Raw genomic sequence first — 15382 nt, 5'->3', positions numbered from 1 at the left:
GGGTGCGTCAGCCCGGCAGCCGGTACCCCATGCCCCGTACCGTCTCCACCCGTTGCGCCCCCAGCTTCTTGCGCAGCGCCCGCACGTAGACGTCCACGATGTTGGAGCCGGGGTCGAAGTCGTAGCCCCACACGTGGGAGAGGATCTGCTCCCGCGACAGGACCTGCCCCGGGTGGCGCAGGAACAGTTCGAGCAGCACGAACTCACGGGCCGTCAGGTCGACCGTCCGCTCCGCGGCACGGGCGCGGCGGGTGCGCAGGTCCAGGGAGAGGTCGCCGGACCTGAGCACCGTCACCTCCGGTGCCCTGGCCGCCGTACGCAGCCGCAGCCGTACCCGGGCGAGCAGTTCCTCGAAGCGGAACGGCTTGGTCATCCAGTCGTCGGCGCCGCCCTCCAGGCCGGCCACCGTGTCCCGCACGGAGTCCCGCGCGGTCAGCACGATCACCGGGGTCGTCACCCGGGACTCGCGCAGCTCCCGCAGGACCGTGAAACCGTCCCGGCCGGGCAGTCCGATGTCCAGGACGACCAGGTCGAAGCCGCCGGTGAGGGCGTACTCGTAGGCGGCGTCGCCGTCGGCGACGGCCGTGGTGGTGAAGCCGTTGGCGCGCAGGCCCTTCTCGACGAAGGAGGCGATGCGCTCCTCGTCCTCGACGATGAGGATGCGGTTCATGGGCGTGCCTCTTCCAGAGTGAGTACGAAGGTGGCGCCGCCGCCCTCGGTGGCGTGCAGGCCGACCCGGCCGCCGTGGCCCTCGGCGATCGCCTTGACGATCGACAGCCCGAGCCCGGCGCCCGTTCCGCGCACCCCGCGCCGGGCCGTGCCGCGCCGGAACCGCTCGAAGACGACTTCGGCGTCCTGTGGCTGGACCCCGGGTCCGGAGTCGGCGACGTACAGCTCGATGCGGGTGCCGTCGGCGCGGGAGCCGATGCGGATGGACTGGCCGGTGGTGGTGTGCTGCACGGCGTTCTGCGCGAGCTGCACCATGGCCTGGGTGATGCGCTGGGGGTCCAGCCGGGCCTCGCGGTCGGCGACCCCGTCCAGTACCCACTCCCGGTCGCCGAGGGTGCGGGCCTTGACGTAGACGTCGGCGGTGAGTTCGGCGAGCTGGACCGGCTCGGGGGTGACGAAGTCGGGGCGTTCGGCCTTGGCGAGGAGCAGCAGGTCCTCGACGATGCGGCTCATCCGGTCCAGTTCCTCGGTGACCAGGCGGACGGTCTCCTCGCGTTCGGCCGGGTCGTCGCCCATCAGCTCCAGGTGGCCGCGCACGATGGTGATCGGGGTGCGCAGCTCGTGGCTGGCGTCGTCGACGAACCGGCGCTGGGTGGCGAAGGCGCGTTCCAGCCGGTCCAGCATGGCGTTGAAGGTCTCGGCGAGCGCGGCCACGTCGTCGTGGCCGTGCACCGGGATGCGCCGGGTCAGGTCCTGCTCGGTGAGTTGCGCGGCCGTGGTGCGCACCAGCCGTACCGGTTTGAGGATCCGGCCCGCGACCACCCAGGCGATGCCGGTCGTCATCAGCAGGGCGACGCCGGAGATGGCGAGCAGGACGCGGAACACCTCGTCCGCGCGGGCCTGTTCCCGCCCGGGATGGAAGGCGACCACGAAGGCGGCCGCCGGTTCGCCGCCGTACCGGGCGACGGTGACCTTGGCCCAGCGGATGTCCCCCTCCGGCCGCTCCAGGGTGCCGGTGGAGTCCGGGGAGGCGTAGACGCGGCGCCTGGCGTCGGCGTCCTTGTGCAGGGGCAGCCCGACCGGGATCTCGCGCTGCTGGATGATCTGCGTGGGCCTGCTGCCCACCTCGCCCACCAGGCCGACCAGTTCCTCGTCCAGGTCGGCGTACTGCCTCTCCAGGAAGACCTTGAGCAGCCGCTCCGGGTCGGTGAACGGGCGGCCGGTCTCCGGATCGAAGCCCTGCTCCTCGAAGTTGGCGAACTCGCCGGCCTCCTGGGCGAGCAGCCCGTTGATCCGCTGGTCGGTGTCGCGCAGCAGGATCGAGCGGGTGGTCGCGGCCACCGAGGCGAGGGCGACCGCCATCACGAGCAGCAGCCAGAGCAGGATGCGGACCCGGGCCGAGATCCGGCGGCGCTCTCGGTCAGCCGTCGTCGCCGGCTCCGTCGTCGGCGCCCCGGTCGTCTCCGGCGTCGTTGCCTCGGTCGTCGTCATCGTCGTCATCCGGAGCGCTGTCGGTCACCGGTGGCCGGGTCACCACCTGGTCGCTGGGCGTCGGCTCGGGCGAGGAGGAGGAAGAGGTGGGGGCCGGGGTGGGGGAGCCGCTCTCCAGCTCCACCTTGGCCGGGACCTTGGGTTCCTGCGGACTGTCGGTGAGGGCGAAGCTGGTCGCCGCGATGCCGAGCGGGATCAGGACGACGGCCGCCAGGGCCGCCATCCGGCGTGAGAAGACCATGCCCCTGATCCTGCGCCCGCTACCCCGCGTCCCGGATGAGTCCGGGATGAAGAACTCTTCATCAGCGTCCTCGCCGGACGCTAGTTGTCGAGCCCGATGGCGAACGCCGCCTCCAGGTCGTGCTGGGAGTACGTCCGGAACGCCACGTGCGTGTCCGTGCCCTCCACGCCCGGGATCTTGCTGATCCGGCCGGGGATGACCTCCGCCAGGTCCTCGTGCTCGTTCACCCGCACCATGGCGATCAGGTCGTAGGTGCCGGTGACGGAGAAGACCTCGCTGACGTTCTCCAGCGCGGCGATCTGCTCCGCGATCTCGGGGATCCGGTCCACGCTGGTCTTGATGAGGACGATCGCGCTGATCACGGCTGTTTGTCTCCCTCGGAAGCCGCCACTGGAACGCTCTTCACTCTAGTCGTACGCCCGAACCGCACCCAGGCGAAGGCGAAGCCCAGCCCGAAGCCGACCAGGTGCGCGAGGTACGCCACCCCCGGTCCGTCGCCGGCCCGCCCCGCCGCCGTCCACTGGAGGCCGGCCCAGAAGGGCAGGACGACCCAGGCCGGGAAGCGCAGCGGCAGGAAGAAGAGGAAGGGCAGGAGGCTGGTCACGCGGGCGCGCGGGAAGAGGAAGAGGAAGGCGCCGAGGATCGCGGAGATGGCCCCCGAGGCGCCGACCAGGGACTGCTGGGAGTGGGCGTTGGCCCCCGCGTAACCGAGCAGCGCCAGGTAGCCGCAGCCGAGGTAGAACAGGGCGAACTGGAGTCTGCCCATCCGTTCCTCGGTCATCGCGCCGAAGACGTAGAGGAAGAGCATGTTGCCCAGCAGGTGCACCCAGCTGCCGTGGACGAACAGCGCCGTGGCGGGGGTGAGGGCCGATCCGGGGGAGTCCTCGAACAGTTCTGCGGGGATCACGCCCCAGCGCCGGAAGTAGGCGCGCTGCGCGGCGAGCAGTTCGTCGCCGGTGCCGTACACCGGATTCAGGCCCGCCGCCGGGCTGACCAGGAACAGCAGACAGCACAGGGTGATCAGTCCGTACGTCACCGGTGCCGACCGGCCCCGGCTCGTGCGGGGCGTGCCCGGTGTCCTGATCGTCTTCACCGTCCTGGTGAGGGCCGCCGTGCTCCAGTTGCGGATCATGGACACAGAGCATGACGTAACGGGACGCAACCGCCCGGACCGCCTCGCCGCCGTGGACACGCGGGCGTCGGGTACCCGCCAGGCCGTAGGGTTACGAGCCACACGCACCGGGGGCGCCCGGCGCGGCACCGACACTGGAAGAGAGCGAACAGCCACGATGACGGTTCCCCTGCCGACCGACACGACGCGGTGGCGCTGCACCCTCTGCGGCAACCTCACCCGCTTCGACGTGACCCGGGCCTCGAAGGTCGTCGAGTACGTGCACCTCGATCTGGCCGGTGAGCCGAAGGTCGAGGAGCGCGAGGTGCTGAGTGAGACCATCGAGTCGGTGCGGTGTCGCTGGTGCAACGCCGTGGACCAGGTGGAACTCGTGGACAGGCCGGGTGCCGCCTCCTGACCGGAGCGGCCCCCGCATGAGGTGACCCCGGCAGGGGATCACGCAGAGGCATTGGGGTGACGGATGGTGGAGACACATGGCGGGGAGCCGGGCGACGGCACCGCCGAGGTGCTCGACCGGCCGCTGCCCGACGGCGTGCGCCGCAGGGTCGTGCAGATCGTGTCCGACGGCTTCGGCGGACTCACCCTCGGCGAACTGCCGGCACAGCTGAGACAGTACGCCCGGTTCGCCCCGAACCGCAGGGCGAAGTTCGCCGGCAACGCCATGGCCGCCGCCGTGGAGACCGACCCCCTGTTCCGCCAGCGCATCGGTGAGAAGCTCAGAGAGGCCCAGCCGGAACTGGCCGGGGCCCTGGACGCCGCCTCCCCGCCGCCCGCCGCGGACCCGCTCGACGTGGCGGCCGCGGCCTACGTGCTGCGCCCGCACGGCTGGGTGAAGCTGGTGACCGCCGCCGGCGAGGAGGCGCAGCGCGCGGACGCCGAGCGCGCCGACGAGGAGAGCCGCGCGGAGCTGGAGCGGTTGCAGGAGGAGCTGGCCCGGGCCCGGGAGCACACCAGGACCGAGACCGAGCGGCTGCGCGCCGAGCTGGACGCGGCGAAGAAGGAGTCCGAGTCGCTGCACCGCAAGCTGCGCTCGGCCCTCAGCGACGTCAAACGCGGCGAGGCGGCGCTGCGCAAGGTCCGGGCCGAGATGGACGCGGTCCGCGCCGAGGGGCACGCGCAGGTCTCCGCCGCCGATAGCGAGAGCCGGCGGCTCAAGACCCGGCTCGGGGAGGCCGAGGCCGCCCTGGAGGCCACCCGCAAGGCGGCCCGTGAGGGGCGCAGCGTCGAGGACATGCGGGTGCGGCTGCTGCTGGACACGCTGCTGGACGCCACGCAGGGGCTGCGCCGGGAACTCGCGCTGCCTCCGGTGTCGGTGCGGCCCGCCGAGACGGTGGACGCGGTGGAACCGGGCCGGATGACGCCCAAGGACATCGCCGCCCGCGCCCTGTCCGAGAACGACCCCGCCATCCTCGACCAGTTGCTCGCGCTGCCCCAGGCGCACCTGGTCGTCGACGGCTACAACGTCACCAAGACCGGCTATCCGCAGATGCCGCTGGAGAAGCAGCGGCTGCGGCTGCTGGGCCAGCTCTCCCAGCTCGCCGCGCAGACCGGCGCCGAGATGACCTGCGTCTTCGACGGGGCCGAACTGGTGGCGCCGGTGCTGCTCGCGCCGCCGCGCGGGGTGCGGGTGCTGTTCTCCAAGCCCGGGGTCACGGCCGACGAGCTGATCCGCCAGCTGGTGCGGGCCGAGCCGCCGGGCCGGCCGGTCATCGTCGTCTCCACCGACCGCGAGGTCGCCGACGGCGTGGCGCGCGCCGGCGCACGACCGGTGGCGTCCGCGGTGCTCCTCAAGCGGCTTTCCTAGCCGCTCGCCGGTCTCCTCCTTCACTTTCGTGGCAACCGTAACGTAGGTGTTCTATGCCCGAATTGACGGAACCGTCACGCAACGTAGCGTCAAGTGAGGGTCACTGCAGGTGAGTTGTGGCAAAGAATGCGGTGCGTAACCGGGATTTTTCGGCGGAGGATTTGAACTGATCACGAGTGGGTCACTAGGGTCAGCCCTCGAACCCTCGCACGGGTGATCCCTCTCAAGAAGGAGCTCGTCTCCGTGGCGTCCCACCGTCGTCCCAAGCAGCCGAGCCGCACGCGCGTGACCGTGCTCACCACCGCTGCCGCAGCCGCTGTCGCTCTCAGCTCGCAGGCCGCCAACGCCGCCCCGAGTGAGAAGCCGAGCAAGGACGAGGTCAAGGCCAAGGTCGACAAGCTCTACACGGAGGCCGAGCAGGCCACCGAGAAGTACAACGGCGCCAAGGAGAAGCAGGAGAAGCTCCAGAAGGAGATCTCCACCATCCAGGACAACGTCGCCCGCGGCCAGGAGGAGCTCAACGAGCTGCGCGACGGCCTCGGTTCGATGGCCAGCGCCCAGTACCGCTCCGGCGGGATAGACCCCTCTCTCCAGCTGTTCCTGTCCGCCGACCCGGACGACTACCTGGACAAGGCGTCCACCCTCGACCAGCTGAGCGGTCAGCAGGTCGAGGCGCTGAAGAAGATCCAGGACAAGCAGCGCGACCTCGCCCAGCAGCGCTCCGAGGCCACCGAGAAGCTCAAGGACCTCGCCTCCACCCGCACCGAACTGGGCAAGAAGAAGAAGGAAGTCCAGGGCAAGCTCTCCTCCGCGCAGAAGCTGCTCAACACGCTCACCGCGAAGGAGAAGGCCGCCCTCGCCGCCGAGGAGCAGCGCGCCACCCGCAGCAGCGAGCGCGAGGTCCTGACCGGCGGTAGCGGGAAGCCCGCCTCCGGCCGGGCCGCCGCCGCCTTCGCCGCCGCCCAGAGCAAGATCGGCACGCCCTACGTCTACGGCGCCACCGGTCCCTCCTCCTTCGACTGCTCGGGCCTGACCTCCTGGGCCTACGCCCAGGCCGGCGTCGGCATCCCGCGCACCTCCGAGGCGCAGACCGGCGCGGGTACCCGCATCTCCTCGATGAGCGACCTCCAGGTCGGCGACCTGGTCTTCTTCTTCAACGACCTGCACCACGTCGGCCTCTACGCCGGCAACGGCCAGGTCCTGCACGCGCCGCGCACCGGCACGGTCGTCCGCTACGAGTCGATGAACACCATCGGCGGCCCGTTCATGTTCGGCGTGCGGGTCTGAACCGCCGCCTCCCGTAAACCCCTCAGTCGCCCTCGCCGTGCCGCCCGTTCGGGCGAATCACGGTACGGCCTTCTGACCTCCGCCCCGCCGGTGACCTGCGTCAGCGGCGGGGCGTCGTGCTGCGCGCGCCTCCGAGGTCGTTGGCCGGTGCCCGGCCACGGGGTTACTGTCTGCCGCGTTTCCCTGTCCGCCAGCGGAAGGAGTGCGGCTTCCCGTGGGGTTCCATCGCCGCCTTGCACCAACCGGGCTCGACCGCGGCGCCACCGCCGCCGTCGGCCTGCTTTCCGTCGCCGCCGCGGCCCTGGGCGCCGTACCGGCCACGGCCACCCCGCACGACGACCGGCGGGCGGAGGTGGACCGGCTCTACACGGAGGCGGAGCAGGCGACCGAGGCCTACAACAAGGCCGACGCGCGCACCGACGCCCTGCGAGAGGAGGTCAGCACCGCGCAGGACTCGATCGCCCGGCAGCAGGAGCGGATCAACACCATGCGGGACGCGCTCGGTTCGCTGGCCGGCGCCCAGTACCGCTCCGGCGGCATCGACCCGTCGCTGGCGCTGCTGCTCTCCGCCGACCCGGACGACTACCTGGACAAGGCCTCCGTGCTCGACCGGATCACCAGCCATCAGGCCGGTGAACTGAGGGAACTCCAGGGCGCCATGCGCGACCTCGCCCAGGACCGTGCCGAGGCCGGCCGCAAGCTCACCGAGCTGGAGAAGGGCCGCAAGGCCGTCGCCGCCCACAAGAGGACCGTGGAGCGCAAGCTCGCGAAGGCCCGCGAGCTGCTCAACTCCCTTCCGGACGGCGAACGCGCCGCCTACGACCGCGGCTCCCGCTCCGGCCGTGCCGACCTCCCCGCCCCCGCCGGCCCCGTCTCCGGCCGCGCGGCGGCCGCCGTCGCCGCCGCCCAGTCCGCCCTCGGCAAGCCCTACGTCTGGGGCGCCAACGGGCCCACCGGCTTCGACTGCTCGGGCCTGACCCAGTGGTCGTACGCGCAGGCCGGGGTCGGGCTGCCGCGCACCTCGCAGGCGCAGTCCGGCGCCGGGCAGCGGGTGTCCCTGGCCCAGGCCCGGCCCGGCGACCTGGTCGCCTACCGCGACGACGCCAGCCACATCGGCATGTACGTCGGCAACGGCCAGGTGATCCACGCGCCCTACCCCGGTGCTCCCGTGCGCTACGACCCGGTCGGCATGATGCCGGTCTCCTCGGTCACCCGGGTCTGACCCTCGCGGCCCTTCCGGTCCCTCCGCACGCTGCCCCCTCCGGCCGGCCGCCCGTACGATCGGGAGGTGGCTGGTCGAAGGCGGGTCTCGGGTTCCTCGGTGGTGGCGCTGTGCCTGCTGCTCGTCTCCCTCGTGGGCTGCGGCGGCCGCGCCGCCGCCGACCCCGTCCCGGCCGAGGTGCAGCGGGTACTGGACCGGCGCGCGGAAGCCGTCCTCGGCCGCGACCGGGCCGCCTACACGCGCACGGGCACCGGGGCCGGCTTCGGCAACCTGGGCGAGGTGCCGCTGGCCGCCTGGTCGTACCGCGTGACGGGCGTGGACCGCACCGGCGACACCGCCACCGCCGACGTCGAGCTGCGCTACCGCATCGAGGGCCACGACCGGGGACCCGTCACCACCGGCCGCACCGTGCGGCTGAGCCGGGACGGGGAGGACGGCCGGTGGACCGTCGACTCCGACCGGCCCGCGAAGCGGTCCGGCCAGCAGCCGTGGGACCAGGGCGCGGTCGAGGTCGTCCGGGGCACGCACAGCCTCGTGCTCGGCGTCGGACAGTCCGCCGGGGCGCTGCGCCGCTACGCGGACCTCGCCGACCGGGCGGTGCCGGCCGTGTCGGCCGCCTGGGACGGCGACTGGGCCCGCCGGGTCGTCGTACTCGTCCCGAAGTCGCTGGAGGGGATGGCGGGCCTGCTCGGCTCGCCCGCCTCCTCCTACCGGGGCATCGCGGCGGTCACCACCGGCGAGACGGGCGGCCGGGAGCAGGCACCGGCGGACCGGATCATCGTCAATCCCGACGCGTACGGGCTCCTCGGCGACCTCGGCAAACAGGTCGTGCTCACCCACGAGACCACGCACGTCGCCACCCGCGCCGACACCACCGCCGCCACTCCGCTGTGGCTGTCCGAGGGCTACGCGGACTGGGTCGGCTACCGCGACGGCGACCGTGCCCCCGCCGAGGCCGCCCCCGAGACGGCCGGCGCGGTCGCCGAGGGCCGGGTGCCCGCGAGTCTTCCGACCGACGAGGACTTCGGCTTCACCGCCGACGCGGACGAACTGGCCCGCGCCTACGAGGGCGGCTGGCTGGCCTGCCGCATGATCGCCGACCAGTGGGGCGAGGACCGCCTGGACGCCTTCTACCGCGCCGTGGGCGGGCACGAGAAGCGCCCGGGCGCGGTCGAGGACGCGATGAACGAGGTGCTCGCGACGACGCCGGAGGAGTTCACGGCACGGTGGCGGGAGTATCTGCGGGCGGAGTTCGACTGAGGTCGCTTCGCCGTCGTCGCCTCACGGGTCCGTGCGGACGCCGTCCGTTCAGGAGGAGACCGGTGCCTTGTCGGTGCGGGCGGAGCGGGACGGCGGCGTCGGTACGGGCGTCCGGCGCGGCGCCGTGTCGCGCCACAGGGCGCGGGCCGCGAGGAGCGCCGCGGCGACCAGCAGGCCGTTGCGGACGAACAGCAGCGCGATCCCGAGCGGGTCGCTCGCGACGACCTGCGCGAACCAGACCGGGAACTCCAGCACCGTCACCAGGCTCGCCGCCAGCACCAGGGTGACCGGTACCCGCATGCGGCTCGCGCGAAAGCACCGGCAGACCGCGGCGACGCCGATCAGCCACACCATGTACTGCGGACTGATCACCCGGCTCGTGACCGTGAACATCAGCACCGCCACGAAGGCCGCGTCCGCCGCCGTGTGCGCCGCGAAGCGCGAGGCCGCCAGCCGCCACAGCAGCAGCCAGCCGAAGGCCAGGGCGGTCAGCGCGAGGGCGACCGTGCTCACCGCGCCCACGTACGGGCCGAGGAACTCGACCGAGCCGTAGTTGAGCAGGACCTCGCCGTCCCAGCCGAAGTGCCGGGCGACGTGGAAGACCAGCGCTCCCAGCGACTCCACCTCGGTGCCCCGGTCCCGCTGGAACGTCAGGAACGCGAACGCCCCCGGCATCGTCACCGCGAACAGCGCCGCCAGCCCGGCCCCGCTCAGCGCCGCCGCGGCCCACGGCGCCCGCCCGCGCATCCCGAGGAGGACCAGCGCGGGCCACACCTTCAGCAGCGCCCCGAGCGCCGCCAGGGCGCCCGCCACGCGCGGATGCCGGCCGGCGGCGAGCAGCGCCGCCACCGCGACGGCGGTGACCATCACGTCGTAGCGGGCGTACACCGTCGGACCGAGCAGCGGAACGCCCGCCACCCACACCCACGCCCCGCGCGACGAGCGCCCGCAACCGCGCCCCGCGCGCCACAGCAGCGCGAGGACGGCCAGGTCCGCCGCACAGGCCAGGACGAAGAAGGCCGTCGCGTACTCCAGGAAGGGCAGCAGCGCGGGGGAGAGGATCGCGAAGGCCGCCGCGGGCGGGTACTGCCAGGTGACGTCGTCCAGCGGAAACGTTCCGGTGCGCAGTACGTCGTACCAGTCCCGGTAGATGACGGACACGTCGCCGGTGACGTCCGGACCGGGGAAGACCAGCACCTTCAGCACGAACAGCAGCAGCACCAGCCGGGTGGCGCCCCAGGCCGTCAGCAGCCGCGCCGCCGGCCGTCTCGCCTCCGTCGTCTCCACGTGCTCCCTGCCCGTCCGCGTGCCGTGCTTCGCGGCCATGATGACCCGGACACCTGTGCGTGTGCCACCGGGGGGCGGCCGGGCCCCCGGCCCGCGCGGCGGGTTCGGTAGGGTCGGCGGCGTGCGCAAGACCTTGATCGTGACGAACGACTTCCCGCCCCGCCCGGGCGGCATCCAGGCCTTCCTGCACAACATGGCGCTACGGCTGGACCCCGAGCGGCTGGTCGTCTACGCCTCCACCTGGAAGCGCGGCCGCGAGGGCACCGAGGCCACCGCCGCCTTCGACGCCGAGCAGCCCTTCACCGTCGTACGCGACCGTACGACGATGCTGCTACCGACGCCGGGCGCGACCCGTACGGCCGTCCGGCTGCTGCGCGAGCACGGGTGCACGTCGGTGTGGTTCGGGGCGGCGGCGCCCCTCGGGCTGATGGCCCCGGCGCTCCGGAAGGCGGGGGCCGAGCGGCTCGTCGCCACCACCCACGGTCACGAGGCCGGGTGGGCCCAGCTGCCCGCCGCCCGGCAACTGCTGCGCCGGATCGGGGAGTCCACGGACACGATCACCTACCTCGGCGAGTACACGCGCTCGCGGATCGCGGGCGCGCTCACCCCGGACGCCGCCGCGCGGATGGTGCAGCTGCCGCCCGGCGTCGACGAGAAGACCTTCCACCCGGGCAGCGGCGGCGAGGAGGTGCGGGCCCGGCTGGGACTCACCGAGCGGCCGGTCGTGGTCTGCGTCTCGCGCCTGGTGCCGCGCAAGGGCCAGGACACCCTGGTCCGGGCGATGCCGCGCATCCTGGCCGCCGAGCCCGACGCCGTACTGCTGATCGTCGGTGGCGGCCCCTACGAGAAGGACCTGCGCCGCCTCGCCGCCGAGACCGGCGTCGCCGCCTCCGTCCGCTTCACCGGCGCCGTCCCCTGGTCCGAGCTGCCCGCGCACTACGGTGCCGGGGACGTTTTCGCCATGCCGTGCCGGACCCGGCGGGGCGGCCTCGACGTCGAGGGCCTCGGCATCGTCTACCTGGAGGCCTCCGCGACCGGCCTGCCCGTGGTCGCGGGCGACTCGGGCGGCGCGCCGGACGCGGTACTCGACGGCGAGACCGGCTGGGTGGTGCGCGGTGACTCCGAGGAGCAGACCGCCGACCGCGTCGTCACCCTCCTCGGCGACGCGGAGCTGCGCCGCAGGATGGGCGAACGCGGCCGGGCGTGGGTGGAGGAGAAGTGGCGCTGGGACCTGCTCGCGGAGAACCTGAGAACACTCCTGTAGGGCAGCACCGCCGAGGGGCGCGGGGCTGTGTCACTGTGCGGCTCCGCCGCGTGGGCGCGACAAGCCCCGACGCGCCCGCACCCGCCCACGGCGACAAGGGGGCACCTCCATGGGCCCCCCGCCCCACTACTTCGCGTAGATCGCCTCGATCTCGTCCACGTAATCCCTGGCCACAACACTCCGCTTCAGCTTCAGCGAAGGCGTCAAGTGCCCGGAGTCCTCCGTGAACTGAGCCTCCAGCACCCGGAACTTCCGCACCGACTCCGCCTTGGACACCGCCGAGTTGCCGTCGTCGATCGCCGACTGGATCGTGGCGAGCAGATCCGGGTCCTCCCGCAGCGACGCCGCCGTCGAACCGGCCGGCTTGCCGTTGTCCGCGCACCACCGGCCGAGGAACTCCTCGTCGATGGTGACCAGCGCGCCCACGAACGGCCGCCCGTCGCCGACCACCATGCACTCCGCGACCAGGGCGTGCGCGCGGATGCGGTCCTCTATGACGGCCGGGGCGACGTTCTTGCCGCCGGCGGTGACGATGATCTCCTTCTTGCGCCCGGTGATCGAGAGGTAGCCGTCCTCGTCGAGGGTGCCGATGTCGCCGGTGTGGAACCAGCCGTCGGCCAGCGCCTCGGCGGTCGCGCCCGGGTTGTTCCAGTACTCCTTGAACAGGTGCTCGCCGTGCAGCAGCACCTCCCCGTCGTCAGCGATGCGCACCACGGAGCCGGGCAGCGGCTGGCCGACCGTGCCGATCTTCTGCCGGTCCCAGGGGTTGAAGGCGGTGGCCGCGCAGGACTCGGTCAGGCCGTAGCCCTCCAGGACCGTGAAGCCGATGCCGCGGAAGAAGTGGCCGAGGCGTTCGCCGAGCGGGGCGCCGCCGGAGATGGCGTACTCGCCGCGTCCGCCGAGGACGGTGCGGAGCTTGCCGTAGACCAGCTTGTCGAAGACCTTGTGCTTGATCTTCAGGCCGACGGACGGCCCCGAGGGGGTGTCCAGGGCCTTGCTGTACGCGATCGCCGTGTCGGCGGCCTTGTCGAAGATCTTGCCCTTGCCGTCGGCCTGCGCCTTGGCGCGCGCCGAGTTGTAGACCTTCTCGAAGACGCGCGGCACACCGAGGATCAGCGTGGGCCGGAACGCGGCCAGTTCGTCGGTGAGGTTCTTGATGTCCGGGACGCAGCCCAGCTTGATCGGCGCGATCATCGGCGCCACCTGGACGAGGCGGCCGAAGACGTGGGCGAGCGGGAGGAAGAGGAGGACGGAGCACTCGCCCGTGCGGAAGAGGGGACGCAGGCGCTCGACGACGTTGCCGCACTCGGCGAAGAAGCTGCGGTGGGTGAGCACGCAGCCCTTGGGGCGGCCGGTGGTGCCGGAGGTGTAGACGATGGTCGCGGGGTCGTCGGCCTTCGCGATCGAGCCGCGCTCCTCGACGGCCTGGTCCGTGACGTCCTGGCCCAGGCTCCCCAGCTCCTCCACGGCCCCGGAGTCGATCTGCCAGACGTGCTTGAGGGCGGGCAGCCGCTCGCGCACCGACTCGACGGTGGCGGCGTGCCCGGCCGACTCCACGACGCACGCCGTGGCACCCGAGTCGCTGAGGATCCACTGCACCTGCTCGGGCGAGCTGGTCTCGTACACCGGCACGGTGATCGCGCCCGCGCACCAGATCGCGAAGTCCAGCAGGGTCCACTCGTAGCGCGTACGGGACATCAGGCCGACCCGGTCGCCCGGCTGGACACCGGAGGCGATGAGGCCCTTGGCGGCGGTCTGCACCTCGGCGAGGAAATCGCGGGCGGTCACGTCCTGCCACGCGCCGGCCACCTTGCGGGAGATGACGGCGACGTCCGGGTGCTGCGCGGCGTTTCTGCGGACGATGTCGGTGAGATTTCCGTCCGCAGGGACCTCGTACAAAGCCGGAAGGCTGAACTCGCGCAAGACTGCTGCTCCTCATAAGGCGCCGGCGCCACGACGTTGTGCGATGCGACGGTGCGGTCCAAGGCTCGGGCAAGTGCTCGGGAGATCACCACGCTGATCACATGTTGGACCACATGCCGATTCACATGTTGAAAACCAGAGCACGACTGGACTGCCCGGACGTTACCCGCCGGTATGCCTTCTCCGACAGGGGGTCCCCGCGAGATGTTCGCTGCGTCACACGGATGGGGTTTCCTTTGCGCACAGTAGTCGACGGATCAACCGACCAGCCAGTAACCGCAGGTCCGGTCGCCACTGTTCACGAGAGCCACGCGCTGCTTACGCTTGATCGTCATGGCACCCACACCGCCCGGTAACACGAGGACCCGCGTCCATGTGGTCAGCGACGTCCATGGCAACGCCCGCGACCTGGCCAGGGCCGGCGAGGGCGCCGACGCCCTGATCTGCCTCGGCGACCTGGTCCTCTTCCTCGACTACGCCGACCACACGCGCGGCATCTTCCCCGACCTGTTCGGCGCCGAGAACGCCGACCGCATCGTCGAGCTGCGCACCGCCCGCCGCTTCGCCGAGGCGCGGGAGTTCGGGGCGCGGCTCTGGGCCGGCGTCGGCGGGGACCGGCGCGAGGTGATCGAGGAGGCGGTGCGCAAGCAGTACGCCGAGCTGTTCGCCGCCTTCCCCACCCCGACGTACGCCACCTACGGCAACGTCGACATGCCGCCCCTGTGGCGTGAGTACGCCGGCCCCGGCACCACCGTGCTCGACGGCGAACGGGTGGAGATCGGCGGCCGCGTCTTCGGCTTCGTCGGCGGCGGCCTGCGCACCCCCATGCGCACGCCGTACGAGATCGGTGACGAGGAGTACGCCGCGAAGATCGAGGCCGTCGGCGAGGTGGACGTGCTGTGCACGCACATCCCGCCGGAGGTGCCGGAGCTGGTCTACGACACGGTGGCGCGGCGCTTCGAACGGGGCAGCCGCGCGCTGCTGGACGCGATCCGCCGCACCCGTCCCCGCTACTCCCTGTTCGGGCACGTCCACCAGCCGCTGGTGCGGCGGATGCGGATCGGGGCGACCGAGTGCGTGAACGTCGGGCACTTCGCGTCGACGGGGCGGCCGTGGGCGCTGGAGTGGTGAGCCGGGGTGGCGTCCCGGCGGCCGGACCTGCGCAGGTAGGTGGTGACCTTCTCGCCGCCCGTGCGCGATAGCCTTCACGCGGCACACACGTGCGCGCAACGGGCATACGGCGACCCGGCGCACGACGACCCTCAGTACCGGCCCGCATCTGGAGGAGCCACAGCGATGGCGGAACACACCAGCTCGAGCATCACGATCGAGGCGGCACCGGCCGACGTCATGGCGGTGATCGCCGACTTCGCCCGCTACCCGGACTGGACCGGTGAGGTGAAGGAGGCGCAGGTCCTCGCGACCGACGCGCAGGGGCGTGCCGAGCAGGTCCGACTCGTCATGGACGCCGGGGCGATCAAGGACGACCAGACGCTGGGGTACACCTGGACCGGCGAGCACGAGGTGTCCTGGACGCTGGTGAAGTCCCAGATGCTGCGCTCCCTGGACGGCTCCTACCTGCTCCGCCCGGCCGGCACGGGCACGGAGGTCACCTACCGGCTCACGGTCGACGTCAAGATCCCGATGCTGGGCATGATCAAGCGCAAGGCGGAGAAGGTCATCATCGACCGAGCCCTGGCAGGCCTGAAGAAGCGGGTGGAGTCGGCCTAGCCGCGGCCGGCCGTGCCTCCCCCAGTGCCCGAACGACCCCGGGAGATACCCCCCGGGGGCGGCACGGGCGG

15 protein-coding genes are annotated in these 15382 nt (G+C 72.2%); 8 read left to right on the top strand and 7 right to left on the bottom strand.

Annotated elements, in window-relative coordinates:
• Positions 1–7 precede the first annotated feature (7 nt).
• The 5 genes from EBH09_RS09585 to EBH09_RS09565 all read right to left on the bottom strand — a co-directional run bounded on the left by EBH09_RS09585 (position 8) and on the right by EBH09_RS09565 (position 3533).
• Positions 8–670, bottom strand: coding sequence for a response regulator transcription factor (locus EBH09_RS09585; RefSeq protein ID WP_121746593.1), 663 nt, complete (start codon positions 668–670; stop codon positions 8–10).
• A complete protein-coding gene (locus EBH09_RS09580) occupies positions 667–2031 on the bottom strand; it encodes a HAMP domain-containing sensor histidine kinase (RefSeq protein WP_121747319.1) in 1365 nt (454 codons plus the stop codon). Before EBH09_RS09580 ends, EBH09_RS09585 begins: the two co-directional genes overlap by 4 nt.
• Positions 2032–2089: 58 nt before the next feature.
• The gene (locus tag EBH09_RS09575; RefSeq protein ID WP_121746592.1) at positions 2090–2401 is read right to left on the bottom strand and encodes a small secreted hydrophilic protein; all 312 of its coding nucleotides are present in this window, start codon (positions 2399–2401) and stop codon (positions 2090–2092) included.
• Positions 2402–2481: 80 nt separating this feature from the next.
• A complete protein-coding gene (locus EBH09_RS09570) occupies positions 2482–2763 on the bottom strand; it encodes an Lrp/AsnC ligand binding domain-containing protein (RefSeq protein ID WP_055416531.1) in 282 nt (93 codons plus the stop codon).
• Positions 2760–3533 carry a rhomboid family intramembrane serine protease gene (locus EBH09_RS09565; RefSeq protein WP_121747318.1) on the bottom strand — a complete coding sequence of 258 codons (774 nt, stop codon included), beginning with the start codon at positions 3531–3533 and terminating at the stop codon, positions 2760–2762. The genes EBH09_RS09570 and EBH09_RS09565 overlap by 4 nt, the downstream gene beginning before the upstream one ends.
• A 157-nt stretch (positions 3534–3690) precedes the next feature.
• On the opposite strand from EBH09_RS09565, the gene EBH09_RS09560 reads away from it, so the two are divergent.
• From EBH09_RS09560 to EBH09_RS09540, 5 genes are all read left to right on the top strand, one after another.
• Positions 3691–3930 carry a hypothetical protein gene (locus EBH09_RS09560; protein ID WP_031030820.1) on the top strand — a complete coding sequence of 80 codons (240 nt, stop codon included), beginning with the start codon at positions 3691–3693 and terminating at the stop codon, positions 3928–3930.
• Between the two features lie 63 nt (positions 3931–3993).
• Entirely contained in the window at positions 3994–5337 is a 1344-nt protein-coding gene (locus tag EBH09_RS09555) for an NYN domain-containing protein (protein WP_121746591.1), read from the top strand.
• Between the two features lie 243 nt (positions 5338–5580).
• Positions 5581–6624, top strand: a complete 1044-nt coding sequence (locus EBH09_RS09550; protein WP_121747317.1) for a C40 family peptidase — start codon at positions 5581–5583, stop codon at positions 6622–6624.
• 214 nt (positions 6625–6838) lie between these two features.
• Positions 6839–7846, top strand: coding sequence for a C40 family peptidase (locus EBH09_RS09545; protein WP_121746590.1), 1008 nt, complete (start codon positions 6839–6841; stop codon positions 7844–7846).
• 66 nt (positions 7847–7912) lie between these two features.
• The gene (locus tag EBH09_RS09540; RefSeq protein WP_193776213.1) at positions 7913–9106 is read left to right on the top strand and encodes a hypothetical protein; all 1194 of its coding nucleotides are present in this window, start codon (positions 7913–7915) and stop codon (positions 9104–9106) included.
• A gap of 48 nt (positions 9107–9154) precedes the next feature.
• On the opposite strand, the gene EBH09_RS09535 is transcribed toward EBH09_RS09540, so the two are convergent.
• The gene (locus EBH09_RS09535; RefSeq protein WP_238697301.1) at positions 9155–10393 is read right to left on the bottom strand and encodes a glycosyltransferase 87 family protein; all 1239 of its coding nucleotides are present in this window, start codon (positions 10391–10393) and stop codon (positions 9155–9157) included.
• A 121-nt stretch (positions 10394–10514) separates the two neighbouring features.
• Here EBH09_RS09535 and EBH09_RS09530 point away from each other — a divergent pair, with 121 nt between their 5' ends.
• Positions 10515–11657, top strand: coding sequence for a glycosyltransferase family 4 protein (locus EBH09_RS09530; protein WP_121746589.1), 1143 nt, complete (start codon positions 10515–10517; stop codon positions 11655–11657).
• Between the two features lie 126 nt (positions 11658–11783).
• On the opposite strand, the gene EBH09_RS09525 is transcribed toward EBH09_RS09530, so the two are convergent.
• Complete coding sequence (locus EBH09_RS09525; protein WP_121746588.1) at positions 11784–13580, bottom strand: AMP-dependent synthetase/ligase; 1797 nt, start codon at positions 13578–13580, stop codon at positions 11784–11786.
• A 333-nt stretch (positions 13581–13913) separates the two neighbouring features.
• Between EBH09_RS09525 and EBH09_RS09520 the strand changes: the two genes are divergently transcribed.
• Together EBH09_RS09520 and EBH09_RS09515 are read left to right on the top strand one after the other, a co-directional pair.
• The gene (locus EBH09_RS09520; RefSeq protein WP_121747314.1) at positions 13914–14711 is read left to right on the top strand and encodes a metallophosphoesterase; all 798 of its coding nucleotides are present in this window, start codon (positions 13914–13916) and stop codon (positions 14709–14711) included.
• Between the two features lie 165 nt (positions 14712–14876).
• On the top strand, positions 14877–15311 hold the full coding sequence (locus tag EBH09_RS09515; protein WP_121746587.1) for an SRPBCC family protein: 435 nt from the start codon (positions 14877–14879) through the stop codon (positions 15309–15311).
• Positions 15312–15382: the final 71 nt, after the last annotated feature.

The organism is Streptomyces sp. E2N166, assembly GCF_003671715.1.
Taxonomy (GTDB): domain Bacteria; phylum Actinomycetota; class Actinomycetes; order Streptomycetales; family Streptomycetaceae; genus Streptomyces; species Streptomyces thinghirensis.
This window is presented reverse-complemented; position numbering and strand designations above follow the sequence as displayed.